The following is a 26,120-nucleotide window of genomic DNA, read 5'->3' on the forward strand; positions in this document are numbered from 1 at the left end:
ATTAGAAATAGTAAATTATTAACCGCCACCAACGGCTTGAACGACTTCGATAGTCATGCCGTCAACGATACGTAGCTGTCCAAGCTCACTTTTAGGCACAAGGTCACCATTAACCTCAACAGCATAACGCCCTGTACTCAGACCCAATTCATTAACCACCAATTGCACGGTCTGATGAGTAGTTTGTAAGGTTTTTCCATTAACACTAATAAGACTCATAACATTTGCTCCCTAATTATTGTAGCGATCCTTTATTAATAGCGTTGCATCAATTAATTGTTTCAAACAGCGCATTTATTAAGTTGCATTATTCAATCGAAATGCGGTCACTGCCAGCCATGCCCAGCCTGCGATCATTAGTACGCCTCCGATAGGAGTAACAGCACCAAACCAACGCGGTGCGCCAAGTGTCATTGCAAACAAGCTGCCAGCAAAGATAATAACGCCAACTTGTAGTAGCCATGCTGTGGTTTGAGTAGCGATATTGAGACGAATTAATATACCTACTAACAATAATCCTAACGCATGGATAAATAAGTACAGCGTTGCAGTATGCCACCATTCAAGCTGCTGAGCATTAACCATATTCTTAATACTGTGAGCCCCAAACGCGCCTAATGCCACGGCAATAGCAAGATTAATCGCTGCGATGCCTATCCAATTTACCATTATCGAACCTTAATCATTTCATTACGTAGCCTACTATTAGTAGCTAATAAGTACAAATACTATCAAATGTAATTACTAATCTATTAAATGAGCTATTGAATATCATCTGGCAAAATCACGCTATCAATCGTCATGGCATCACGGATTTTATCCATCGCATTTTTCTCGATTTGACGGACACGCTCGGCAGAAATTGAATAGACCGCTGCAAGCTCGTGCAAGGTAGATTTTTGTTCTGAAAGCCAGCGCTGCTCAACAATATCACGTGAGCGATCATCTAAGGTATCCATAGCTGCTATGAGGGCTGAAGAGTTATTCTCTTCCCAATCGGCTTCCTCTACCATCTCGGCAGGATCGATACCGTCCTCTAAAAAGAGCTGCGGCGCATAGCGACCATCATCATCGTCGCTAGATTGGGTTTCAAATGAAGCATCATAAGAAGTCAGACGTGATTCCATCTCCAGCACTTGCTTGCGAGTGACATTCAAGTCATTGGCAATGGCATCCGCCTCGTCTAGAGTGAGCTGATTATTAGTCTTTTTTAGACTGCGTAGATTAAAAAATAACTTACGATGGGCTTTAGTCGTCGCAACTTTGACAATGCGCCAATTTCGAATCACGAATTCATGAATCTCAGCTTTAATCCAATGCACGGCAAAAGAAACTAAGCGCACGCCCTTATTAGGATCAAAGCGTTTCACCGCTTTCATAAGACCCAAATTACCTTCTTGAATCAAATCTGCCTGCGGTAGACCATAGCCAGAGTAGCTACGGGCAATATGAATGACAAAGCGCAGATGCGACATCACTAGCAAGCGCGCGGCTTCAACATCACCTTCATCATAATAACGATGGGCTAACTCTTGTTCTTGGGTTGGGGTCAAAATTGGAATTTGATGCACAGTATTGATATATGCGCCCACATTTACCCCAGGTGCAGACAGATGCGTGGGCATCGCAGGTACTAAATCACGGGTGCTGGTATTTTCAAACGCACTGGCATCATAAGGAGGGCGTTCTGCTGCTGCCTTCAACGCGGCTTCTCGGGCTAAGTTTATTTCAGGAGCAGGACTGTCGCTATTTTGCGTTTTTGTCGAGTCAGTAGCCATATTCTTGACCTTGATTAAAATAGAATAAATAAGCAAAGATATAAATGCAAAATCTTGTTGTCTTAAGTGTAAAGGATAGCGCAGCTTAGTTGCTGTCTGTTTTGGTAATGATGAAGTGAAATATTGTATCGACCGTATGAGGAGTCGAGCCGTCATTGGACAAACCATCGGTGGTTTGATTGACTATTAATAATAATGGATTAGCCGTTTTCTGGGTTTGCTGACAAAATGCCATGATATCAGCTTGCGAGTTGGGATCGGTGGCGACTACGTAAAGTGATTCGCCAATATTAACATCGCGCAACGCTACTTTAGTTTTTAGTAAAGGCATCGGGCAAGCCAGTCCGCGACCGTCCACCATGCTTCTAATCATTATGATAGAAGTAGACGTGGGAGAATTTTCATTTATTGCTTCATCATTTAGCTGAACATTGTCGATACAGTCTGCTGGTAATAGGTTTAATAAAGCGGCGACTGTCGTTTGCGTTGCCTCAGATAAGGTCTGAGCCAAACGTATATGATGAGGGACATTCGGTATTATGGTAGATTGACGGTCAGTGGACATAATGAAGCTCTAACATTCAGTTTATAATATTTAAAATAGACGTTTTCACGACGCTAGTGATATAGATTGGATTGGTTATTATAACAAATCCATGCTGAGCAATTGCGGTCGATTGGTAGTACGGTTATCAACGCTGTTATTAAAATTATTAATGATAGCTTTGCTATCAGCATAACAAAAGTGATGACCATACAAATTTTTTAAGGGCTTAATAAGTGGCTTAATGTTGCGCGAAGATGACGCGCTGCTGAGATATTGGTAGTTAAGACGATGTTAGAATTGACCTCCTGTCATCAAGCTCGTATAGTCAAAAATGACGATATAACTATTAGCATAGGATAAATATTTGAACCCTTTTAATCGTTCTGTGATGAACCAGCGTTTAATGACGCACCTATGCTTAAGTGAGCATGTTGCGTCATCAAACTCACAGCGGGCAAGACGTTATCGTTATGCTGGATTGTTTTTACTGAGTGCGGTAGCTAGTGGGCTTGTTGGTGTCAATAGTTCCACTCACGCTGCGCTATCTATGGCAAATACAACGACGTCCGGTGCCAGTGCTATGTCTAGCTCGTGGCGGCAGCCGGTCACAGAAGAGCTGGCATTGCCAAGTTTGCAAGGACAAGGATTAAGCTTTGCGGATCAGTATCAAAACAAACTTATCGGAGAGTGGTCGCTACAAAATATCAATGGTCGTGCGAAAATGGAACACGACCCTTGGGTTCAAGAGACTGTCAAAGAGATGACGTGGCGGCTTAACGCACAAGCAAGGCAGCAAGCGCCACTTGGGGTGGTCATTATTGATAATCGTAGTATTAATGCTTTTGCAGCGCCGGGCGGCGTTATTGGGATTAATACCGGCACAATACTGGCAGCCAGTAGTATGGATGAGCTGGCAAGTGTCGTGGCGCATGAGGTCGCGCACATCAGTCAGCGCCATTATGAACATGGGGCAGATGAGCGTCGCCAAGCGTTACTGATACAAGTCGGTGGTATGTTGGCCGCGATTGCCGCGTCAGCCGTTGATAGCGGCGGCGATGCGGCAGCGGCGGTGATGATGGGCAGTCAGACTGCTGCCTTGAATAATAATATGGGCTTTAGCCGTAGCAATGAGCGCGAAGCGGATCGATTGGGCATGCAAATTATGAACCAAGCAGGTTATGATCCACGGGCCATGCCACGATTTTTTGCGACGATGAATCAACAAAGCCAACTCAATCAAATCGAAAATCGTTTTTTACCCAGCTTTGTGCGCTCCCATCCTCTAAGTAATGAGCGTCTGAGTGACGCCCAAAGCCGTGCGCAGCGTTATCCTACGTTATCGCTTGCCCAGCAGCAGCGTCATCAAGCCTTATTCGACTTACTCTATTGGCGAACACAAGCTACCGGCAAGCATGTCTCTCAAACCGCATTAACCGCTGCCGCGAAGAACAGTGTGGGTGCAAAAGTTGCCCTCATGTATTGGTATGGACAGCAGCAGAATTTTGATGATGCCAAAGATATTATGACGCAATTGGACACCTTGCCAAACTTACAACGGCAAGCGCTTGAGCCGTTATTGTCCATTACGCACAGTCAAGTTCTGAGTGAGCAAAACAAATGGGAACAAGCCGCTGAGGTGCTCGAGCGTCAGCAGCGTCTTTATCCTGAACGTCGTGATTTACGCCTGTATTTGGCCGAGGCACTAACCAATAGCAACCAGCCGACCCAAGCACAAATACTGTTAAAACCACTTACTTTGCAACAGCCAAGCGACCGTTACGCGTGGCAAAGCTTACAATTGGCCAATGAAAAAATCGCTAAAACCTCACCTTCGTCCCAGCTGGCGGGTATTGCCACCATTAATGCGTTACGCTACCGCAGCCACGACCAACTATGGAATGGACGTTATGATTCTGCCCTGACGTCCTTAACCCAAGCGAAACAACTCACTGAACAGCTGCAAGCCAGTAGCGCGCGTCCATTACTAGCAAACATTACCCAAGAGATAAAAAACGTAAAAACCGCCAAAGACTTTAAGCCTTAGGCGGTTGAGTTTTATATTTTTTAGTCGATGCAGTTTTAAATAAATTTCTAAAGCTTCAATTAAAAAAACAGCTAATTTTTTAAGGCTGCAGTGCTTGTCTCACTAACTTTGAGATAATCGCTGGATCAGCGCGTCCAGCGGTTTTAATTTTTAAAACCCCCATGACACCGCCCATATCACGCATTGACTTAGCGCCTTGTGCCGTAATTTCAGCATTCACTAAATCAGCAAGTTCAGCATCATCCATCTGCATTGGCATGAATTCATTAATAATATCAATTTCAAACTGTTCTTTAGTTGCTAAGTCAACACGGTCATTTTCGGTAAAAATCGTCAATGACTCATGGCGCTGCTTGAGCTGTTTTTGCAACACCTCTAATACGTCAGCATCATCCAGTTGTGTTTGGCGATCAATCTCAATTTGTTTAATGACCGCCTGCACATTACGTAGCACTTTGACGCGCTCGATATTGTGGGCTTTCATAGAAGTAATGATATCGTCTGCCAAGCTTTGTTTAAGTGGGTTCATAATCGCTATCCTTCCTTATACTATTAAAAAAACAATATATTATTAAAAATACAATGCTAATAAAACGCTAATGCTGCTAAAAAATAAGTACTACTAAAACATTATAATAAAAAGTGTAGCACAAAAAACGCCACTGATATCAATGGATAGCAGTGGCGCTGGTATAACTAATATAAGTATCTAAATCAATCTTAGTACTTAATGATTAGTACATACGCGTGGTACGAATAGTTTCGCGTTGTAACTTTTTCTTATAACGTTTAACAGCAGCCGCTTTTTTACGCTTACGTACTTGCGTTGGTTTTTCATAAAACTCACGCTTACGTACGTCTGATAATACACCAGCTTTTTCACAAGCACGCTTAAAGCGGCGGATAGCGATATCAACTGGTTCGTTCTCTTTAACCTTAACTGCAGGCATGAAGACTCCTTATGAGGATGAGATATAAAGGCATTAATTTGGCTGTATATTAGTATTAGCCGTAATATCTCAAGATTACAGGCATCAGCTCAAATTAGGACAGTCTTGCGCAATAGCACAAGGCCGGTCATCTTACTTAAAAATGCCAGTAAAGTCAAAGTCTTTAGCGTATGCATGCAAGATTATAGTGCCCTTTATTCTTATTATAGACCAAATCTATGCCTGCACTTTTGTGTTAAAAGCGTTATAGGCCCTTGATAAGTAGAGGATAAATGAGTAATAAATAATTTATAAAAAATACTTAATGGCTATAACGGTTTGCTTTCGGTTTATGCTATGATAATTTCCATGTCATATCAGTAGGCATCTTTACGCTTTTTGTTAGTTTTATTAGGGATATTGGGATGAAAAAATCAGCATTATGGGCAGCGTTTGCCGTTACAATTGGCTTGAGTATGAGTGCCTGTAGCAGTGATAAAGAAGCAAAATCTGAATCAGGTGAAGTCATGGCGGTCGATCGTGTCGAGGCTGCCGCTGATCTTGCCCGTAAAAATGGCCCTAAAGCTGAAGATATGGTATTTGAAGAAACAGCGCCAGTGGCAACAGCTGAGGCCGATATGACTGCTGCTGTAGATGCGCCTGACAGTGCAGAAGCTGCAAGCACAGAAACTGCCGCTGCTGCACCTGAAGTAGTGGCTTCTAATGTTGGCGAACAGCTCTACAATAAACAGTGTATGGCTTGCCATGCAACCGGTTTACTTAATGCCCCTAAATATGGTGATGCCGCTGCTTGGGCCCCGCGCATTGCAAAGGGTAAAGAAACTTTATATACCCATGCAGCAAATGGTTTTAATCAAATGAATGCTCAGGTCAATGCGGAAGTCAGTGAAGACCAAGTTCATGCCGCAGTCGATTATATGGTCGCCGCTGCCAGCTAACCAGCATGAATGATAGACCTGTTATTAAAGTATTTTATTTATGACTAGAATAACATTATCACTAATAACAGTATCACTAGCAACGGTTGTTACAACATCAGTTGCTAAATCCACAGTAAGTCAATAGCAGCTAGCATTGATGACGTCATATAAGCATGGAATAAAAAAAGCACCAACCAAAAAATAGCTAACTTAACCCAACTGGCAAAGGAATGAACATGGATATCAATCAATATAGTAACAATCAAGAATCGCTTAACACCAATGATGCAAAGCAAGTATCTCGCACTGGCTTATCTGGACTAGGAAAACTAACCTGGTCAGCGTTAGGTCTTAGTGCAATGTTGGCGCTAAGTGCTTGTAGTGGCGATAAGGCGGCGGATGAGCCAGTTGTCGATACAGAGGCACCTGTGGTAGTAGTCGAAGAACCTGTAGTAGTCGTTGAAGAACCAGCACCTGCTGAAGAAGCCGTTCCTGTAGTAGAAACTCCAGAGGCGCCAGCAGATGACGTTGCTGTAGTAGAGGTAGAGGCAGGCGCAGAACCTGAAGTATTGGCTGCTGATGCTGGTGAACAACTTTATAATACACAATGTATGGCTTGTCATCAAAATGGCTTGCTAAACGCGCCTAAATTAGGTGATAAAGAAGCATGGGCTCCGCGTATTGCTAAAGGCAAAGATACTTTGCATATGCATTCAGCGAAAGGCTTTAACCAAATGCCAGCACAAGCCAGCGCTGATGTTAGTGAAGCTAAAGTATATGCCGCTGTTGATTATATGATTGCCGCTGCCAGCTAATACTTACTATTGAAATTTGTTAAACTGACCGTCATTGTATTTTATAATGGCGGTTTTTTTATGGGTGAATTTTGCAAGTTATTATGCATATAACCGTTGTTGATGCTCTTTTCTTATTAAAATTATGAGTAATTACAGATTTATAAAGTTAGAAAATCTATCAAAGCTATAATAAATTTCCGCTTGTTTGAAATAAGCGCTAACCACGACATAAAGGCAATAGCATGAAAGTATTAGGTTTAGAGACCTCTTGTGATGAGACCGGTTTAGCGATTTTTGATAGTGAGCAAATAGCTGACGACAATAGAGGTCTAGTTGGTCAAGTCTTGTATTCACAGATAGAGCTGCATGCCCTTTATGGCGGCGTAGTGCCTGAGCTTGCCAGCCGTGATCATATTCGTAAGTTGGTACCTTTATTTAATGAGTTATTAGAGCAATGTAATATCACTAAAGATGAGATTGATGCTATTGCTTATACCAAAGGGCCGGGGCTTATTGGGGCGTTAATGACCGGTGCGTTATTCGGGCGTAGTTTGGCTTATGGCTTGGATATTCCGGCGATTGGTATTCATCATATGGAGGGGCATTTGCTTGCGCCGTTGATGGGCGCCAATCCTCCGGCCTTTCCTTTTGTCTCGTTATTGGTATCCGGTGGTCATACCTTGCTAATTGCTGCAAAGGGCATTGGACAGTATGAAATACTAGGCGAATCAATTGACGATGCAGCAGGTGAGTGCTTTGATAAAGCGGCAAAAATGCTGAGCTTAGAATATCCGGGTGGGCCTAATATTGCCAAACTTGCTGAAACCGGAAATATAAATGCATATAATTTACCACGACCCATGTTACATCGCGGTTTAGACTTCTCATTTAGCGGTATGAAAACGGCGGTGCATAACTTAATTAAGGATACAGAAGGTTCCGATAGTGTCCCACAAGTCCGCGCTGATATTGCCGCCAGTTTTCAGCATGCGATGGTCGATACCTTAGTAAAAAAATGCATTAAGGCACTGAAGCAAGTAGATATGAGCCGTTTGGTTATTGCTGGCGGAGTTAGTGCCAATAGCTATTTACGCGCAACCTTAGAAACTGAGCTGGCTAAGATAAATGCAACGGTGCATTATGCGCCACCAGCGTTATGTACTGATAACGGGGCGATGATTGCCTATGCTGGCTATGAGCGCCTGCAAGCTGGACAATTTGATGATTTGGCAGTGAGTTGTGTACCGCGTTGGCCGATGACAGAATTACCTGCGCTGTAGTTAATTAGTTTTAAGATACTACTTATCGTAATGACCGTAATTAACAATATTTATCAGGAAAGGACAGTATATGCATTGGTTAGCTATCGGCTTAGGAGCAGCGATTGGTGCTTGCCTGCGAGCGTGGCTAGGGCGCTTTAACCCGTTGCACAGTTGGATACCGATGGGAACACTCGGGGCGAATATTTTAGGCGGCCTGCTAATAGGACTGGCGTTAGTATGGTTTGAGCGGATGGGCAGCGGTACCGTATCACTCAATGCAAAACTGTTTATTATTACGGGTTTTTGTGGCGGCCTGACCACTTTTAGTACCTTTAGTGTTGAAGTTTTTAACTTAATAAATGACGGGCGTATGCTAGCAGGGTTGAGTTTAGTAGGGTTGCATGTAGCACTGACACTACTTGCGACTGCTCTGGGCGTTTATTTTTTTAGGTTTGTTTTATAATCAGAAAATTTTTTATCATATAAAACCACGAGTACAGGTATAAATAGCAAGTATAGGTATAAATAGATAGATAGCAGCCGTTTATAATGGCTTAACTATCCCTTCCAATAAACTGGCGAAGCCTTGCATATAGGCCGTATCTTGACTGGAAGTACGGGTTGCCGCATACAGCTGACAATGCACGCCATCGCCCAATGGACGGGAGACTACCCAGCCTTTTTTCTCATATTCAGCCACTACCCAATCTGGTAATGCAGCTACCCCGCGCTCACTAGCGACTAATTGAATCAACATAGCTGTCAATTCAGTGGTACGAATTTTCTTAAAGCTCTCCTGCGCTGGGGTCATAAAATTGGCGATAATATCAAGGCGCTTGGCTTCTACTGGATAGGCAATCAAAGTTTCATCGCGCAAGTCTTCTGGGCAAATAAAGTCCTGCTGCGCTAAATCATGTAGCGGTGACAGTACCAAACGGCTTTCATACTCAAACAAGGGCTGATAGCTGATCCCTTCTATTGATAAATTACTGGTCGTAATCAGCAAGTCAATATCACCTTCCATCAATAAATGATGCGGCTCCGGCTCAAAACCCGTGGCAAAATCCAATTCTACATCCGACCACTCACGGCGATAGTGATTCAGTATCGGCATTAACCAATCAAAGCAGCTATGACATTCAGAGGCCAAGCGTAGTCTGCCGGCTTGACCGTGAGCTAAGCGCTTGAGATTGGCTTTGGTACGGGTTACTTGCGGCATAATACTATCGGCTAGTGCCAGTACTGTTTTCCCCGCTGGGGTAAAGGTTAGCGGACGGGTACGGCGATTAACCAAGCTGATGTCGTAGTAATTTTCCAGCTCTTTCAATTGATGCGAGACCGCAGAGGCGGTGACATGGAGCTCATCGGCAGCAGCAGCCAGCGAACCATGGGCCCGCAGTGCGGTTAAAGTATTAAGATGGCGAAGCTCTAACATAAAATAAATTAACCACTCAGTTGCAGAAGAACATTAAAGAAATTATTAAAAGGGTTTATGAGGAAAACTTAAGTTGAATATAATTCATTATAAACAATACTATGCTGATTTTCTCTCAAAGATTGGCGACGATGCAACGAGACCTCATAAATGACTAGCGTTTCCGCAATAACAGTTGCGAGATGATAACCAATACTAACGACGCTGATAATAATAACGTCCCGATAGCATTGACCTCAGGCTTGAGTCCGACCCGTACCATTGAATAAATACGCAGCGGCAAAATCTCATAGCTCGGCCCAGTTACAAAGGTCGAGACTACCACATCATCAAGCGATAAAGTAAAGGCTAACAGCCAACCGGCCAGCACCGCCGGTAATATTACTGGGATTAAAACCGTACGTACCATAGTTGACTCACTGGCACCTAAATCTCTTGCCGCTTCCATTAGGCGTTCATCCAAACTGCTTAAGCGTGCAAAGACGGTGATAACCACAAACGGTAGGCAAAAAGTAATATGCGCGAGTAATAACGATACAAAGCCCAACTGTAAACCAATTAATAAAAATAGGGCCAATAGCGATATCGCCAACACAATTTCAGGCGACATCATCAGTACAAACAATAAGCCGTTCAATAGGCCTTTACCACGAAAGTTATAACGATGCAGGGCAAGGGCAGTCAACGTGCCTATCAACGTTGAAACGGTAGCGGCGACCAACCCTAAAACGATTGAATGCCAAAAAGCATCCAGCATCGCTTGGTTTTTAAATAGGGACTCATACCATTTAAGACTAAAGCCGCCCCAGTTATAGCCGGTCTTAGATTTATTAAACGACATGACAACTAAGACGATAATAGGTAAATATAATAGGCTATAAATCAGTCCTAGATAGCTTTTAGCAGCAATACTGCCCAGCTTTAGTGTACGTGACTTTGACATTAGGCCACCTCATTAAAATCAGTCTTGCCAATGCGGCGGCTACTGGCGCGATAAGCGAGCAATAATACTGCCATCGCCAAGGTTAACAATACGCTGGCTGCTGCGCCAAAAGGCCAATCGCGGGCATCTAAGAATTGGTTTTTGATAATATTACCAACTAATAGATTGCGTGAACCGCCCAAAATATCAGCCACATAAAACATTCCCATTGCCGGCAGTAATACCAATAGTACCCCAGAGATAATTCCTGGCGTGGTCAATGGCAAAACGATATGCCAAAAAGTCTGCGGCTTTGAGGCGCCCAAGTCTTGTGAGGCTAGCAACATATCATTGCGCAAATCGGTAAATACCGCATATAACGGCAGTACCATAAAGGGGAATAACAAATAAATAAGACCAACAATGACCGCACCTTGGGTATATAACATGTCGATAGGCGTATCGATAATGCCGATAGCTAATAGAGCTTTATTAATCAAACCGTTAGTTGCAAATAATAGCTTTAACGCATAAACCCGCACTAAAGAATTGGTCCAAAACGGTAATATTAATAGCAACATGAGTAGCGGCTGCCAGCGAGCCTTGGTTTTTGAGACTAACCATGCAAACGGATAACCGAGTAGTAAGCAAATAACCGTGGTGATACCTGCCATCCATAATGAATGCACGAACACGTCAAAATAGAGCGGGTCTATCATACGTACATAGCTGTCGATGCTGACCGGTAAGCTAATAAAGTCGCTACTATCACGGCTCAAAAAACTGACTATGATGACTAATATATTAGGTAATAAGGCAAAGATAAGCAGCCAGCCCCAGATTAGCCATAGCGTCGCCGTCCGAAATGGGCTTTTATTACTCAAGTGGGTAGAGCCTGCGCGCGCCATTAGCTCATATCCTTGTGGATAGTGGCATTATTCAAAGCAGTGCTCGATCCATGATCTGCTTCAGAGTTGAGGGAGTCATCGTTAGGCAATACCCACTCCCAGCCATCAACCCAAGTCACTTTAACGGCTTCATCCATTTTATAATCAAAGCTGGGATCATCCTCATCAAAGAATTCTGAAGCCTTAATAACATGGCCATTGTTCAATTCAATAATAGAGTCTAGAGTACTGCCTTTGTAGTTGCTCTCAATCACGCGACCGAGCAAGCCGGTGTAATTGCTATCGTTAGGGTCATAAATACGCAAGTCTTCAGGGCGTAATAGTAAATTGACGATATCACCGACTTGAACCTCATTAGCAAACTCAGGACGACGCAAATTACGTAAGGTTGTCGGGCCATCTTGTGCTTGTGCCTCGCAGACTTCAACCTCAATACGACCATTAGTGACTTGGCCATCGCGATCTGGCTGGTCTGGATAAACGCCTTTAACTTCTGCTTTAAAGAGGTTGGTCTCACCGATAAACTTGGCGGTAAATAAATTGGCAGGGTTTTCATAAATTTCTATCGGCGTGCCAATTTGCTGAAACTTGCCATCTTTCATCACCGCAATGCGATCTGACATTGATAGCGCTTCTTCTTGGTCATGGGTGACAAATACGAAGGTAATACCAAGCTCACGCTGTAAACGTTTCAGCTCAGACTGCATTTGCAGGCGCAGTTTATAATCAAGTGCCGATAATGGCTCATCGAGTAATAATAATTTAGGGCGATTAATCACGGCACGTGCAATCGCCACCCGTTGCTGCTGACCACCGGACAGATCTTGCGGGCGACGATTGGCTAAATGCGCCATCTGCACCATCGCTAACATATCTTGTACTCGGGTTTGAATCTCGTCTTTAGGGACTTTTTTGAGCTTTAGGCCATAAGCGACATTTTGCGCCACGGTCATATGCGGGAATAATGCGTACTGCTGAAAGACAGTATTCACAGGGCGTTTATCCGCCGGCAGTCCCGCCATTTGCTCGCCATCTAGATAAATAGCACCCGCTGTTGGCTGCTCAAACCCTGCAATCAAACGCAGTAAGGTAGTCTTACCGCAACCGGAGGGACCGAGCAAGGTTAAAAATTCACCTTTTTTGATATTAAGATTAATATCAGTCAATACTTCAGTGTTATCGTAGGTTTTTTTAATACCTGTCAGTTGTAGAAGTAAATCGTCAGGCACAGTATTAACGTTAGATCTAGCGTCAGGGATCGTAGCGCTTGTAGGCAAGTTTGCGGGCGAGTCAGTCATGAGGTGAATTCCTAAAATACCAAAATATCAGTAGCACTTTAGTCGGGCTATTAATATCAGGCGCTTTATAAAGAGCATATTTTAATAAGGGTAAGCACAATCTAGTTGCTGCGTATTATAACAAACCCTCTACGCAAATTAGTGCAACTTCGTTACCAGTTACGCAAGCTATATTTTAGCGTTTCAACTGTACTTTATATTATCTGATGGCAGTTGGATAAAAGCAACTTGCAGCCGAGCTAATAAAAACTACACGATTAAAGCAAAATTTTTTAGCAATTTTTTATGCTTATTCCTATACAATCATTTTATGACCAAAAAATTACTCTAATACTTAGTGTGAATAAAATATAATTTTTGATATCTAATCTTGAATAATCAGCTTTTAAGCTCTAGTTTTTTGACCTCTAATTTATTACTCAATATCATCAAGGATAGCTATGATTGACGACATTCGCCCAAAAAATGGCCAAGAAGCGCTCGAACTCCTCAAACAAGGCAATGCACGCTATGTAAATAGCCTCACCAATCCTGACCCAATGACTAAAAGGCGTCCGGAGCTGGCCAATGACCAATATCCCCTGGCCATTATCTTGGGTTGCTCGGATGCACGCGTACCGGTAGAAATCGTTTTTGATCAAGGCTTAGGCGATTTATTCGTTATTCGAGTAGCGGGAAATATAGTGGCACCCTCACAAATCGGCTCGATTGAATTTGCGGCAGAAAAGTTCGATACTCAATTGGTAGTGGTGCTCGGACATTCCCATTGCGGCGCGGTCACCGCTTGCGTAGAGACCTTAATCAACCCTGAAAAGTATTACTCACCCAATCTGCAATCTATCGTCGATCGCATTCGTCCCAGCGTGTATAACTTGCATGAGCTGGCCACGGCTAACGGGAACGATGTCGATGCTGATGAGCTGATAGATCGCTCTATTCGTGCTAACGTGCGAATGTCAGTCAGTCAGCTAAAGCACGGCTCACGCGCGCTAGAGGATTTAGGCCGTAGCGGTGAGCTACTGATTGTTGGTGCAGAATATGATATAGATACTGGCAAGGTACGTTTTTTAGACAGCTAATTAATCTTAACAAGCGTGCTAGTTTTAATAAATTATAAAATCCCTAAAAAATTGAATATCGTTTTTATTTTAGATGAACCCCACAAAAATAAGGATAATTATGACCACTTCCAATGCAACCAGTCCTCAACCAACTAACAGTGTCAAGGCAGCGGGTATTCAGCCTATCGCCATGCAAACCAATGGTTTTACTTTTAATCACACTATGTTGCGCGTAAAAGACCCTGCTAAGTCTCTCGAGTTTTATACAGGTGTGCTTGGTATGACACTGCTTGCGATAAAAAAATTTCCTGAGATGGAATTTGATTTATATTTCTTAGCAAAACTAACCGAGGATGAACGTGAGAATTTGCCTTCTGGTGAAGACTTGGCCATTTATACCTTCCGTCAGCGCGGTATTTTAGAGCTGACCCATAATTACGGCACTGAAAACCAAGATGGCTTTAGCTATCATGATGGCAACCAAGAGCCACAAGGCTTTGGGCACATCTGCTTTAGTGTTCCAGATTTAGAGGCGGCGGTTGCATGGTTTGATGACAATAAAGTCACCTTTAAAAAACGTCCAGAAGAGGGCAGTATGAACAATATTGCCTTTATCAAAGATGTTGATGGCTACTGGATTGAGATTGTACAAGCTGGCTTGATGGGTTAGTTACGATATATAAAGCAGTCAATATAAACACTGGTAAACAAGAAGACCAAAATTGTTAATGAGTAATTTCTAGAAGCATAAAAAACCGCCCTATCTATTTGAGAGGGCGGTTTTTTTATGCTTCTAATACTTATCTATATCAGCTTTATAGAGCTATTTTTAATTGATAAAGCTTCAGTAGACAATATTAGTCATCTTTTTTTACTTGGAAGTCATCGTGACAAGACTTACAGCTCTTACCAACCGCACCGAAGGCAGGCTTGATATCTTCAACAGTCGTTGCCGTTTGGGCAACAGTGTTCAGCTCAGCCGTTACTTTTTGGAAGTTCTCAGACTCAGCGAGGAAATTTGCGTTGTTGCTCCATACTTCTGGTTTCGCATTACCAACGGCTTCTGTATCTTCAAAATGGCTCCAAGGATTTTTAGATTCTGTTGCTAAAAATGCCGCCTGCTCTTTGAAGACATCAGCGTCAAAGGTGTCCGGTTCTTTAACCATTCCACCCATGATTTTTGCAGCATCGCCATAGTTCTTCATGATGTCTTGACGTGCTTTAACGTCAGGATGAGTGGGCGTACAGGCTGCTAGGCCTAATACGGCGGCCATTATTGTGATACCGAAGATGGATTTGAATGATTTGTTGCTGTTACTCTGGGTCATATGTGAACTCCTATGTGCGTGGCTGGTTTAAATAGGCGCGGTAACCAATACTCGCCCTAAATTAAATTGCTGCTATAGATTACTTAAAATAAAAGCTATTAAAACTGAGCATTACTTAGGAATAAACACTGTTTTCAAATTGCCTTTTTCAAAAATAATTCTTTTAACATCGTGCAGTGGCTTGCAAGTGACTCTAAGTATTGCACGCCGTTTAAGTGCTATTACGTAATTATATTTGGACTTTTTAGCTTATTTTACCAAACACGTAAAATAAGCTAAAAAATATACATAAATAAAGGTCAGCTATCACAGCTGACCTTTATTTATGTAAAGCGTACCGATACTTTACCATAATGATATTCATGTTTTACTGACCAGTTTAATGCGTTACTAATGGCTCTTAGCTCAACATAAATAGGCTATAAATAATGATAGTTATTTAGTATCTAGAATATCATTATGCCAACAAAGACTATAAAGTCAACCAATCTTGCGGTTTTAAATAATAATCAGTGAGCTCGAACTCAGCTGTACCTTCTGCTGGCTCAAAGCGATAGTGCCAGCTGGCAAGGGGTGGCATACTCACCAAGATGGATTCGATACGTCCATTACTTTGTAAACCAAATAGCGTGCCACGGTCATAAACAAGATTGTATTCGACATAACGTCCACGGCGATACAGTTGGAATTCGCGTTGCTCGTCGGTATAAGGTAAGTCTTTACGCTGCTCAAAAATCGGAATAATACCATCAAGATAGCCGTTACCGACCGCTTGCATGAATTCAAAACAGGTGTCAAAGTCCCAACCGCGACTCTCAAAATTTACATCATCGTAAAATAGCCCGCCGATACCACGCTGCTCGTCACGGTGACGCAGATGAAAGTATTCATCACACCATTGTTTAAAATCAGGATAAATGCTATCACCAAACGGCGCGCAAAGGTCATGACAGACTTGATGCCAATGAACACAATCGGCGAGTACGGGATAGAACGGGGTTAAATCAAAGCCACCACCGAACCACCAGATCGGATCTTCACCTGCTGCCTCTGCAATGAACAATCGCACATTGGCGTGACTGGTCGGCACGTTAGGGTTTTTGGGATGGACGACTAAAGATACGCCCATCGCTTGGGCTTTACGTCCAGCGATATTAGGGTGACGGGCAGTTGCTGAGGCAGGTAGGTTTTCTACATGAATATGGCTGAACATCACCCCCGCTTTTTCAATAACGTCGCCACCTGCTAAAATACAGGAACGACCGCCACCGCCCTCAGGACGCTCCCAATCATCAGGGATAAAGGTAGCATTGCCGCCACCATCAGCTTCTTGGGCTTCTAAGGCTTGGCAAATACGGGCTTGCAAATCGACTAAAAACTCGCGTACGCGCATGCTGTCTTTTTCACAGGGCGTTAGGTTACCAGCGTTTGCGTTATTATTTATATCAGGAATGCTCATAAAAATATCTATTATAATGGGTTAGGGTGTTTATTTATGGAAATTATTTATTTACGATAGCTATCTATTTATGTAGCTACTTGTTCTAAAGATTGTCTAGGATATTAATAGAACTACAGACATAATAAATACCTTGGTTCGGCTTACTTATTATGATGGGCTTTGGTATTAATGTCTTTATCAAGCAGATGTCCCATACGATCACGTTTGGTGGCCATATAGTCGGCATTGATATCGTTAACGCCAACCAATAGCGGTACACGTTCGATGACGCGAATACCATTGTCGTTTAAATAAGCCACTTTATCTGGATTATTAGTGATTAGCCTCACCTCGTCGACGCCCACATGAGCCAGCATGGCGCTGCACATCTCATAAGTGCGGGCATCCGCTGGGAAGCCTAACATTAGATTGGCATCTAAAGTATCATGCCCCTGGTCTTGTAAGGCGTAGGCGCGAATCTTATTGGTCAGGCCGATACCGCGCCCTTCCTGACGCAAATATAGAATAGCACCAGATCCTGATTCCTGTATGGCTTGCATGGCTGCGTTAAGCTGTGGCCCGCAGTCACATTTAAGCGAGCTAAAAGCATCCCCTGTCAGGCATTCAGAGTGGATGCGTACCAACGGAATGGAAGGCGCTGTATCGTCAGTTTTCTGCCCATTAAGTGCGTTGTTTGGTTCTTTGTCTTGTTTTAGCTTTGGGTCAACCACAGGCAGACCGACGGTGAGCATCACATGCTCTTGACCGTCCTCATTTTCAAACATATGAATATCAAACTCGCCGTGACGAGTGGGCAAGGTAGCGCTGGTAATAAATTGATATGACATTAATGTCCTGCATAGGCCAGTTATCGTGGCGGTAGAGGGTATAGTTATAGCTATTTTATGACAGAATAGCTATGCTGTTATTTTTCTCATGCTATACGTTGATAGGTTGGTAATACTAGCACCGGTTGAGTCCTGTGCATCGTGGGTGCTTATAAAACACACAAAGTTCACATATGGCGCACGATGATTTCAACGACGGTTTAAAAAAAATGCTATTATGCCATACTATTTTAACGCATACAGTGACAAGTCTTCGCCCTTATATTACTGTATCGTCACTAATCCTAAGTATCGTCGCACAACAATAGTGCATAATATAAACGATTAATGGTGATACGATGTACATATCGTCATCTCTACGTCGCAAGCCAGTCGCTATGAATTTAGCTTCTAAGCTTGTGTAGAATGTTATATGTTGCCTTATCTAGACGATAACGGCGCATCAGGATATGATAAGGCCTCACCTTGTCAGCATATTGGTAGGTATTGTACGATTTATGCAGCAATCAACTCATCCTTCTCAGTCTTTATCAGTGCCAGCAGCTACCGATTCTGCTGCGCACCTATCCGCCTTGCAACAGACTTATACGGCGATTCCACGCACGCGGCCTACTACGCCAATTCTGGACGCAATTGATGCGCCAAGCGATCTCAAATCACTCCCCACCAAGCAGCTGATAACCTTAGTGGATGAGCTGCGCCTGTTTTTATTGTATTCAGCTGGTCAAAGTGGCGGTCATTTTGGGGCTAATCTAGGGGTGGTCGAGCTGACTGTTGCGCTCCATTACCTGTTAGATACCCCGCACGATCAAATTGTTTGGGATGTCGGCCATCAAGCCTATGCCCATAAAGTACTGACTGGTCGCCGCGATAAGCTCAGTAGCATTCGTGCGAAAGATGGCCTAACGGCTTTCCCTGAACGTGTAGAGTCGGTCTATGATACTTTTGGTGTTGGTCATTCATCAACTGCTATTTCTGCAGGGTTAGGTATGAGCCTAGCGCTGCGTTATCAAGGGCGCGAGCAAACTGTAGCTGCTGTAATTGGCGATGGTGCGATGACTGGCGGCATGGCCTTTGAGGCGATGAATGATGCGGTACAACAAGATGCTAATTTATTAGTTATTTTAAATGACAATGATATGTCAATCTCTTGCTCTATCGGCGGGTTTTCGCGGCATTTAGCGATGCTATGGGAATCAGGTTATCAAGTTGATATTACGACTGACGGCACGCCTGTATTGCGTCAGCGTCCGATAATGCAAGCCTTTAATAGACGCAAACGTCAGCGTGATGTGCCGCAACTAGAAGACAATTTATTTAAAGCCATTGGCTTTACTTATTTTGGCCCCTTTGATGGCCATAATATTCCTGAGTTACTACGAGTATTGTCGTTAGCTAAGCAAGTTCACGGTCCAGTTTTAGTACATATTTATACCATCAAAGGTAAAGGTTTTGGCCCAGCTGAGCTTGATCCTGTTGGTTATCATGCCATCAGTAAGTTACCGACCGATGACAACGAAGCAACTACTAAACAGTTGGTTAATAGTAAAGTTAAAGCAGCCCCTAAGCTAAAATTCTCGCAAGTGTTCGGCCAGTTTTTATGCGATAAAGCCGCAACTGATGATAAGTTGTTGGCCATTACCCCAGCGATGGAAGAAGGCTCGGGGATGATTGAGTTTGCTCGCCAGTTCCCAGAGCGATTTTTTGATGTCGCCATTGCTGAACAGCATGCGGTTACGCTTGCTGCTGGTATGGCAACCCAAGGCGTTAAGCCAGTAGTTGCCATTTATTCAACTTTCTTACAGCGCGGTTATGATCAGCTTATCCATGATGTTGCCCTACAGAATCTGGACGTGATGTTCGCTATTGATCGTGCTGGTCTGGTCGGTGAAGATGGCGCAACCCATGCTGGGGTGTTTGATTTCGCCTTTTTGCGCTGTATTCCCAATATGCTGATTGCTGCGCCAAAAGATGAAAATGAATGCTATCAATTGCTCAATACTTGTTACGAGTATAAAGGCAGTACGGCAGTACGTTATCCTCGTGGTACGGGTATCGGTGCGACTATTGAACAACCTGCCCAGAATTATCAGATTGGTCAAGCGGTCGTAGAATCAGTTTTAGGCTCTGATGATGCGCCTATTAAATTAGCTTTATTAGCGTTTGGTACGATGGTGGCAACTGCCCAGCAAGCAGCTGAAGCGTTAATAACTGATGACAGCGCTAAGACGGACTGTCAGGTTCAAGTTGTAAATATGCGTTGGGTGAAGCCGTTAGATACCAATTTGATAGAGAACTTATTAACACAAGGCGTGACGCATATTGCTACTTTAGAAGAACATATGATTATGGGCGGCGCGGGTAGTGCGGTAAATGAGTATTTACTTAATGAATCACCCGGTTTTAAACATAGCCGTCCGGTAATTTGTAATATTGGTATTGCAGATCGCTTTGTGGCGCATGGCTCGCAAGCAGAACAATTAGCAGATTGCGGTCTAGATGTTGCTGGAGTTCTTGACCAATTACAACGACTACTGTCTTGATACTCTCTTAAACTTAGAGTGCTCCTAAATAAGTATAGAAAATTTTAAAGAATAGTTTTAAAATAGTTTTGGTAGAAATTTAATAGAAGTAACGCCTGCTTAGCCGCAGGTGCTCATTGTTTTACAACTTGCGCAGTTTGTGACGACGACCAACGATGTTGGATTGTTTGGCAGGTATGACGGTTTTTTTACGTTTATGTTGTTTCTATGAAAGTTATATTTGTCAGTATAGTGCGATTACTATTATTCAAAATTGTATTAAAGTAGTGTGATACAGTGCTTTATTGGCATGTTGTAGATATCAGATTAGTATTATTTATTCGTTTATTCACTCATCAAGCAGATAGGTTATTTATGGAACCCATGGTCGTCATCGCAGCACGTGCTGCCGAAAAAGTCGGTAAAGAGATTTTATACGCGCATCAAAACCGCCACAAAATTGAGCTGGATATTGAGTCAAAAGGGCTTGACGGTCTGGTAACGCGTATTGATCGCTTCAGTGAAGAACTGACCATTGAGACATTAAAAAGCAGCTATCCGAATCATTCTTTTTTGGGGGAAGAGTTTGGTATGCAAGAAGGTCGCGGCGAAGATGCAGATTGGTGCTGGATCATTGACCCGTTAGATGGCACCAAAAACTTCGTTCACGGCGTACCGCAGTTCTGCGTATCGATTGCTGTGCAGCATAAAGGTGTCACCCAACATGGTGTTATTTATGATCCCGTCCGTGACGAGATGTTCTCTGCTAGCCGTGGTAAAGGGGCGCGTTTAAATAATCGTCGTATGCAAGTGAGCGAGCGTAAAACGATTGATGGCGGCTTATTTACCACTGGTCATCCGCTTGAGCGCAAGCGTAATGGCGAAGTTATCTCGTATGCGAAAGAGCATTATGAAAGTCTACAAAAAGTGACCGAAGCGGGAGGTCAAATTCGCCGCTTAGGCTCTGCGGCACTAGATTTATGCTACGTGGCTGCCGGTCGGTTTGATGGCTACTTCGAGATGTCAATCAAACCGTGGGATATCGCGGCAGGCGAGCTTATCGTGACTGAAGCGCGCGGTATTGTCGTCGATCATAAAGGCGGACATGATTCGATGACAACGGGGTCTATCTTTGCTTGCAACATAAAACTATTAAAACCCTTGATGCAAGTGGTTGTGCCAGCATGGGGCGATGCGGTGTAAGTTTTAACTTAAAACTTAGTACCAAAAAAGCTGACTTCATACTGGAGTCAGCTTTTTTATTGGGTTTCTACTGAGTTTTTATTAAATATTTATAGGGTCATTTACAACTATTTATAGCTATTTTGCTTGGCTTATTCGCGTAAGCCTAAGCGTTTCTCTTCGCTAATATTCTCTAATAAGCACAGCTCGTCTTCAATTAATGCCAGCATATCTTGCACATGCGGTAGCAGCTTGCTACAAGCTGTGATACAGAATTCTATTTTGTCTAAATAAGTCGTGTACGTAATATTCATCGCTTGTCCATCTATTATGATGGAGGCGGGATATAAGGCTTTGAGGAGTGCGCCATTCCAATAGAGGGGCTTTTTGACACCCGGCACATTAGATATGATAAGGTTAAAGGCTTGTTTTTTTGGAAATAAGCCTGTTAATACATTTAACCCTTCCCATGCATAAGCGATGGCACTGTAGTTAATCACTTGTGCCTGATTCATACGCCGAAAGCGGCGCTTACCACTGTTCATACTGCAATGAATCAGTTGTAGTCTGCGTATCGGATCTTCTAAATGGGTGCCTAAATTGGCTAATAAAAACGAGATTTGATTACCTGATGCGCTATTATCGCTACGTAGTGACATTGGTACAAAGGCAATGAGCGGTTTAGTTGGTAGCGCATTCATTGTCAGTAAATAACGTCGCATAGCGCCTGAGCACACCGCAAGAAGCACGTCATTCATATTGACTTCAAGCACATCGGCAACATTGCGAAAGCGCTGCATCTCATAAGATTGCGCCGCGATACGCCGTGACGCTGAAATGCGCTGATTCAGGACGCTCATGGGCGCATCGAAAGTACCCACATAATCCTCATCACCTCGGTGCTTAATATTGTCGATCAGCTCAGTAAAAACAGGCTTAATAGTAGATAACTGTTCTTTAATGATGCGGATAGCAGAGCGGCCCGCAGGTATCAGTGCATCGACTTGATTACGATGGCGTGCCATGAGCGACCATACGGGTAGGGTCATCGGCTCAGTAGGTGACTGCGACAGCGACTTTTGAATCAGGCGCATGGCCGCAATACCATCGACTAAGGAGTGATGAATCTTAAAATATAGTGCAAAGCGTTCGGGGCCATTCTCAGTCTCTGGGCAAATGCCTTCGATAACATGACATTCCCATAATGGCATGGCGCGATCTAAAAGCCGGCTATGCTCTTTTGAGATATACATCAGCAGTTCACGCACGCGTGCTGGTTTAGGGAGGGCGACATGGCGAAAGTGATGCTCAACAATAAAATCTTCGTCTTTTTTCCAAAATAATAAATGCTCAAGCACTTGGTTAAAAGGAAAACTTGGTGGCACTTTGGACGTTTGCATTTGCTGAACCAATTGGTAAACAAAGTTACAGTCCGCACTTTGAGCATCTTCTGGCAATTCAAATATAAACAAGCCGCCGACATGCATCGGCTGCTTACGGGATTCAAGAAGTAAAAATAACTGATCAACTGCCGTCAACAATCTCATAACGTGTCCTTTAAAGTTCATGAGCTGCGCGCTATGAGTAACATGATGATGGCGCATCGATATGAACAGCGATTAAGTTAAATAGGTCTTATCACTTTTGTATTGTGTTTTTATAAAATTAGAATTATTGAAAGAAATAACCCGTCTGCGGTGAGCTTGCCGTTGCCATTTTGCGCATCGGCATCCGTCCGGCTAAGAACGCCTGACGTCCGGCCCAAATGGCATGTTTCATGGCTTGCGCCATCAATATTGGGTTTTGGGCATTGGCAATCGCTGAGTTCATCAGCACGCCATCACAGCCAAGTTCCATAGCAATCGCGGCATCGGAAGCCGTACCAACACCCGCATCAACCAATACCGGCACGTTAGCATTTTCAATAATGAGGCTGAGTGTATGACGATTGAGCAACCCAAGACCAGAACCAATCAAGCTACCTAACGGCATAATTGCTACACAGCCCATGCTTTCTAACTCTTGGGCGACAATAGGGTCGTCTGAGGTATAAACCATCACCTCAAAGCCATCGTCAATCAGTACTTTTGCCGCTTTTAGGGTTTCCACGATATTAGGATACAGACTTTTTTCATCACCCAATACTTCAAGTTTGACTAAATTATGACCGCCTAAGAGCTCACGCGCCAGCTTACAGGTACGTACCGCGCTCTCAGCATCAAAGCAGCCCGCAGTATTTGGCAAAATGGTATATTTATCCGGTGAGATAACGTCTAATAAATTAGGCTCATTACTATTTTGGCCAATATTAGTACGGCGAATAGCAACCGTTACAATTTCTGCCTCTGACGCCGCAATCGCGCGTCCAGTCTCAGCCATATCTTTATATTTACCCGTGCCTACCAATAGGCGTGACGAAAACGTCCGACTACCAACGGTAAAAGTATCATCAGCCAGAGAAATGGGGTCGTTAGCAGGGGTTACGGCTGGGATTGTGACTTGTGACATATCGGATATCCTAATAACGGGCAGGCAAGGTTAAAGACAAAAATAATATCAGCAATATAATAAATCAGCAATAAAATAATAGGTCAAAAACGAATGCAAAAAGGCAATAGTAATATTTGCCAAGACAGCTAATAAAAGGCGTAAAAGCCTGAATAATAGGATAAAGCAAAATGTTAGTATAACAAACTCACACAGGCTTACTGATACTCTTTTTTGGATTCATTATCGGGACGTTTTTATGATGCAACTGCCGTATAGTTTTGCCAAGCGCCACCAACTGTTGATTATTATGGCGATTGATCCTGAGCTGCCACCGACTTTGGTGTTAACGAAAGCCACGCCATTATCCGCGATTAATGAGGTGGTGCGGTTTTTGCAACAGCAAGGGGTGCGGGCTATTCCTAGCTATGATAGCGTCAGTTTTGATGATTTCGAAAAGCGTATGAATGCGGCTTATGCCAGTAATACTGGGGAGTCACAGCACATAGCCGCCGGCTTAGAGGACCATCCTGACCTCGATAGTTTAGCAGACAGCGTTCCTGAAACTGAGGATTTGATGGATCAACAGGATGACGCGCCTATCATTCGCCTGATTAATGCGCTGTTATCCGAAGCCATTCGTCTGAATGCCTCAGACATTCATATTGAAACTTTTGAGAAACGCTTGGTGGTGCGCTTTCGTGTCGATGGCGAACTCAAAGAAATTATCACCCCTAAGCGTCAACTGGCGCCGTTGTTAGTCTCGCGTATTAAAGTCATGGCCAAGCTTGATATCGCTGAAAAGCGCGTGCCGCAAGATGGGCGAATCAGCTTACGGCTGGCAGGACGCGAAGTTGACGTGCGGGTATCTACCTTACCCTCAAGCTTTGGTGAACGGGTCGTAATGCGTCTGCTCGATAAACAAGCCGGTCGCCTGAACATGACTTATTTGGGATTGTCAGATAATGATTATAGTGAGCTCAAACGCTTAATTTATCGCCCGCATGGTATTATTTTAGTTACTGGGCCTACGGGTTCTGGTAAAACCACTACTCTTTATGCTGCATTAACGGACTTGAATGACCAAACGCGTAATATTCTGACCGCTGAAGATCCAATTGAGTTTCAGCTAGATGGCATTGGGCAAACGCAAGTCAATAACAAAGTCGATATGACCTTTGCCAAAAGTCTGCGGGCGATGTTACGTCAAGATCCAGATGTGGTGATGGTCGGTGAAATTCGTGATATAGAGACGGCTGAGATTGCCGTACAAGCCTCTTTAACCGGTCATTTGGTATTATCGACTCTGCACACCAATACTGCAATTGGTGCCGTCATCCGTCTGCAAGATATGGGTATCGAGCCGTTCTTATTGTCGTCGTCATTGATTGGGGTAGTGGCGCAGCGCCTCGTACGCACGCTATGCACCCATTGTTATACGTGGGAACCCGCTGATTTTGAGCAAGCTAAATTATTCGCTGAAATTGATATTATTGCTGCTACTGTGAATATTAACGGCACTTATCCTGGCACTGCTACGGACACTGGGATTAAACTGCCAAAACCAGTCGGCTGTGATAAATGCAATCAATCAGGGTTTAAAGGCCGGACGGCGATATATGAGGTGGTGCCAATTGATGATACGTTGCGGCGTATGATTCATAGTAATACGGCTGAATATGAGCTGGAAGCTTATGCTCGCCTACAAACGCCATCGATTCGTGCTGACGGTCTACATAAAGTTATTGCAGGACGCACGACGTTAGAGGAGGTATTACGAGTGACCAAAGAAAGCGCCATACTTGATGACGCCTTGATTGGTTAGTTTGAGTGCATAGGCATAAAGGCATATGTATAAGAATATAGGTATAAAAGCTAGCCTAGCCTGTTATTTAGCGGCGATACACTCAACTTCTACGCTAGCACCGGCTGCTAATTCTGCAACCCCAAAGGCTGAGCGTACGGGATAAGGTTTCGCAAGCTCGGTCTGATAGACTTTATTAAAGTCGCCAAAGTCGTCCATATCCGTGAGCATAGCGCTGCATTTGATGATATTTGACTTTTGATAACCATATTTTAATAATACCGCTTGTATATTATTAAAGACTTGCTTGGTTTCAGCTTTGATACCGCCTTTGACTAATTTGCCGTCTTTAAAGCCAATTTGTCCTGACATATACAACGTATCACCAACGCGTACCGCATCAGAGAACGGATATTTGCCGCCATCACCATAAAAAATCGGTGCTGATTTACTGATTGCAGTATGTGCCACTACTGGTGCTGCGGTCGCGCTCATCGACAATACCAAGGAGCAGGCACCTGCCAATAGAACCGATGATAAGGTGGTAGTCATTTTTTTAGTATGAGTAGACATAATTTTTTCCATT

At 43.5% G+C, this 26,120-nt stretch carries 26 protein-coding genes; 10 read left to right on the forward strand and 16 right to left on the reverse strand.

Translation table 11 applies throughout. The features are described 5' to 3' along the window. Positions 1-18: 18 nt before the first annotated feature. The 4 genes from thiS to ES754_RS08160 form a co-directional block, all read right to left on the reverse strand. Entirely contained in the window at positions 19-219 is a 201-nt protein-coding gene (thiS, locus tag ES754_RS08145) for a sulfur carrier protein ThiS (RefSeq protein ID WP_147223683.1), read from the reverse strand. A 78-nt stretch (positions 220-297) separates the two neighbouring features. After that, on the reverse strand, positions 298-669 hold the full coding sequence (locus tag ES754_RS08150) for a DUF423 domain-containing protein (protein ID WP_147223684.1): 372 nt from the start codon (positions 667-669) through the stop codon (positions 298-300). Positions 670-761: 92 nt separating this feature from the next. Beyond that, a complete protein-coding gene (gene rpoH / locus ES754_RS08155) occupies positions 762-1,625 on the reverse strand; it encodes an RNA polymerase sigma factor RpoH (protein ID WP_201538849.1) in 864 nt (287 codons plus the stop codon). A gap of 238 nt (positions 1,626-1,863) precedes the next feature. Beyond that, positions 1,864-2,343, reverse strand: coding sequence for a sulfurtransferase TusA family protein (locus ES754_RS08160; RefSeq protein ID WP_147223686.1), 480 nt, complete (start codon positions 2,341-2,343; stop codon positions 1,864-1,866). 346 nt (positions 2,344-2,689) lie between these two features. Between ES754_RS08160 and ES754_RS08165 the strand changes: the two genes are divergently transcribed. Further along, positions 2,690-4,369: a M48 family metalloprotease gene (locus tag ES754_RS08165; RefSeq protein ID WP_227677891.1), complete on the forward strand. Its 1,680-nt coding sequence runs from the start codon at positions 2,690-2,692 to the stop codon at positions 4,367-4,369. Between the two features lie 79 nt (positions 4,370-4,448). Here ES754_RS08165 and ES754_RS08170 read toward each other — a convergent pair whose 3' ends face one another. Together ES754_RS08170 and rpsU are read right to left on the reverse strand one after the other, a co-directional pair. After that, the gene (locus tag ES754_RS08170) at positions 4,449-4,898 is read right to left on the reverse strand and encodes a GatB/YqeY domain-containing protein (protein WP_147223687.1); all 450 of its coding nucleotides are present in this window, start codon (positions 4,896-4,898) and stop codon (positions 4,449-4,451) included. A 205-nt stretch (positions 4,899-5,103) separates the two neighbouring features. Beyond that, positions 5,104-5,319, reverse strand: coding sequence for a 30S ribosomal protein S21 (gene rpsU, locus ES754_RS08175; protein ID WP_010195908.1), 216 nt, complete (start codon positions 5,317-5,319; stop codon positions 5,104-5,106). A 404-nt stretch (positions 5,320-5,723) separates the two neighbouring features. On the opposite strand from rpsU, the gene ES754_RS08180 reads away from it, so the two are divergent. The 4 genes from ES754_RS08180 (at position 5,724) to crcB (ending at position 8,761) form a co-directional block, all read left to right on the forward strand. After that, entirely contained in the window at positions 5,724-6,257 is a 534-nt protein-coding gene (locus ES754_RS08180; RefSeq protein WP_147223688.1) for a c-type cytochrome, read from the forward strand. 218 nt (positions 6,258-6,475) lie between these two features. Further along, positions 6,476-7,054, forward strand: a complete 579-nt coding sequence (locus ES754_RS08185; protein ID WP_227677894.1) for a c-type cytochrome — start codon at positions 6,476-6,478, stop codon at positions 7,052-7,054. 224 nt (positions 7,055-7,278) lie between these two features. Beyond that, positions 7,279-8,316 carry a tRNA (adenosine(37)-N6)-threonylcarbamoyltransferase complex transferase subunit TsaD gene (gene tsaD, locus ES754_RS08190; RefSeq protein ID WP_147223689.1) on the forward strand — a complete coding sequence of 346 codons (1,038 nt, stop codon included), beginning with the start codon at positions 7,279-7,281 and terminating at the stop codon, positions 8,314-8,316. A gap of 70 nt (positions 8,317-8,386) precedes the next feature. Further along, positions 8,387-8,761 carry a fluoride efflux transporter CrcB gene (gene crcB / locus ES754_RS08195; protein ID WP_147223690.1) on the forward strand — a complete coding sequence of 125 codons (375 nt, stop codon included), beginning with the start codon at positions 8,387-8,389 and terminating at the stop codon, positions 8,759-8,761. Positions 8,762-8,842: 81 nt separating this feature from the next. Here crcB and ES754_RS08200 read toward each other — a convergent pair whose 3' ends face one another. The 4 genes from ES754_RS08200 to potA all read right to left on the reverse strand — a co-directional run bounded on the left by ES754_RS08200 (position 8,843) and on the right by potA (position 12,861). Beyond that, on the reverse strand, positions 8,843-9,733 hold the full coding sequence (locus ES754_RS08200) for a LysR family transcriptional regulator (RefSeq protein WP_147223691.1): 891 nt from the start codon (positions 9,731-9,733) through the stop codon (positions 8,843-8,845). Between the two features lie 154 nt (positions 9,734-9,887). Then, positions 9,888-10,676 carry a spermidine/putrescine ABC transporter permease PotC gene (gene potC, locus ES754_RS08205; RefSeq protein WP_147223692.1) on the reverse strand — a complete coding sequence of 263 codons (789 nt, stop codon included), beginning with the start codon at positions 10,674-10,676 and terminating at the stop codon, positions 9,888-9,890. After that, positions 10,676-11,563 (reverse strand): spermidine/putrescine ABC transporter permease PotB, encoded by an 888-nt coding sequence (gene potB, locus ES754_RS08210; RefSeq protein WP_147223693.1) that lies wholly within the window; start codon positions 11,561-11,563, stop codon positions 10,676-10,678. Before potB ends, potC begins: the two co-directional genes overlap by 1 nt. Then, the gene (potA, locus tag ES754_RS08215) at positions 11,563-12,861 is read right to left on the reverse strand and encodes a spermidine/putrescine ABC transporter ATP-binding protein PotA (RefSeq protein WP_147223694.1); all 1,299 of its coding nucleotides are present in this window, start codon (positions 12,859-12,861) and stop codon (positions 11,563-11,565) included. Before potA ends, potB begins: the two co-directional genes overlap by 1 nt. Positions 12,862-13,301: 440 nt before the next feature. On the opposite strand from potA, the gene ES754_RS08220 reads away from it, so the two are divergent. Both ES754_RS08220 and gloA read left to right on the forward strand, forming a co-directional pair. Then, positions 13,302-13,940, forward strand: coding sequence for a carbonic anhydrase (locus ES754_RS08220; protein WP_147223695.1), 639 nt, complete (start codon positions 13,302-13,304; stop codon positions 13,938-13,940). Between the two features lie 100 nt (positions 13,941-14,040). Then, positions 14,041-14,592: a lactoylglutathione lyase gene (gloA, locus tag ES754_RS08225; protein ID WP_147223696.1), complete on the forward strand. Its 552-nt coding sequence runs from the start codon at positions 14,041-14,043 to the stop codon at positions 14,590-14,592. A 187-nt stretch (positions 14,593-14,779) separates the two neighbouring features. Here the strand turns inward: gloA and ES754_RS08230 are convergent, their stop codons facing one another. The 3 genes from ES754_RS08230 to ribA all read right to left on the reverse strand — a co-directional run bounded on the left by ES754_RS08230 (position 14,780) and on the right by ribA (position 17,539). Next, positions 14,780-15,250: a c-type cytochrome gene (locus ES754_RS08230; protein ID WP_147223697.1), complete on the reverse strand. Its 471-nt coding sequence runs from the start codon at positions 15,248-15,250 to the stop codon at positions 14,780-14,782. Positions 15,251-15,722: 472 nt separating this feature from the next. Next, on the reverse strand, positions 15,723-16,709 hold the full coding sequence (gene hemF / locus ES754_RS08235; RefSeq protein ID WP_147223698.1) for an oxygen-dependent coproporphyrinogen oxidase: 987 nt from the start codon (positions 16,707-16,709) through the stop codon (positions 15,723-15,725). Between the two features lie 143 nt (positions 16,710-16,852). Then, on the reverse strand, positions 16,853-17,539 hold the full coding sequence (gene ribA / locus ES754_RS08240; protein WP_147223699.1) for a GTP cyclohydrolase II: 687 nt from the start codon (positions 17,537-17,539) through the stop codon (positions 16,853-16,855). A 497-nt stretch (positions 17,540-18,036) separates the two neighbouring features. On the opposite strand from ribA, the gene dxs reads away from it, so the two are divergent. Both dxs and ES754_RS08250 read left to right on the forward strand, forming a co-directional pair. Beyond that, entirely contained in the window at positions 18,037-20,082 is a 2,046-nt protein-coding gene (dxs, locus tag ES754_RS08245; protein WP_147223700.1) for a 1-deoxy-D-xylulose-5-phosphate synthase, read from the forward strand. 354 nt (positions 20,083-20,436) lie between these two features. After that, positions 20,437-21,264: an inositol monophosphatase family protein gene (locus ES754_RS08250; RefSeq protein ID WP_147223701.1), complete on the forward strand. Its 828-nt coding sequence runs from the start codon at positions 20,437-20,439 to the stop codon at positions 21,262-21,264. Positions 21,265-21,395: 131 nt separating this feature from the next. Here the strand turns inward: ES754_RS08250 and ES754_RS08255 are convergent, their stop codons facing one another. Together ES754_RS08255 and ES754_RS08260 are read right to left on the reverse strand one after the other, a co-directional pair. After that, positions 21,396-22,790 carry a WS/DGAT/MGAT family O-acyltransferase gene (locus tag ES754_RS08255; protein ID WP_147223702.1) on the reverse strand — a complete coding sequence of 465 codons (1,395 nt, stop codon included), beginning with the start codon at positions 22,788-22,790 and terminating at the stop codon, positions 21,396-21,398. 124 nt (positions 22,791-22,914) lie between these two features. After that, positions 22,915-23,751, reverse strand: coding sequence for a thiazole synthase (locus ES754_RS08260; protein ID WP_147223703.1), 837 nt, complete (start codon positions 23,749-23,751; stop codon positions 22,915-22,917). A gap of 238 nt (positions 23,752-23,989) precedes the next feature. Here ES754_RS08260 and gspE point away from each other — a divergent pair, with 238 nt between their 5' ends. Next, positions 23,990-25,555, forward strand: coding sequence for a type II secretion system ATPase GspE (gene gspE / locus ES754_RS08265; RefSeq protein WP_147223704.1), 1,566 nt, complete (start codon positions 23,990-23,992; stop codon positions 25,553-25,555). Between the two features lie 63 nt (positions 25,556-25,618). On the opposite strand, the gene ES754_RS08270 is transcribed toward gspE, so the two are convergent. Further along, entirely contained in the window at positions 25,619-26,107 is a 489-nt protein-coding gene (locus ES754_RS08270) for a RidA family protein (RefSeq protein ID WP_227677895.1), read from the reverse strand. Positions 26,108-26,120 lie beyond the last annotated feature (13 nt).

The organism is Psychrobacter frigidicola (assembly GCF_007997305.1).
Lineage (GTDB): Bacteria > Pseudomonadota > Gammaproteobacteria > Pseudomonadales > Moraxellaceae > Psychrobacter > Psychrobacter frigidicola.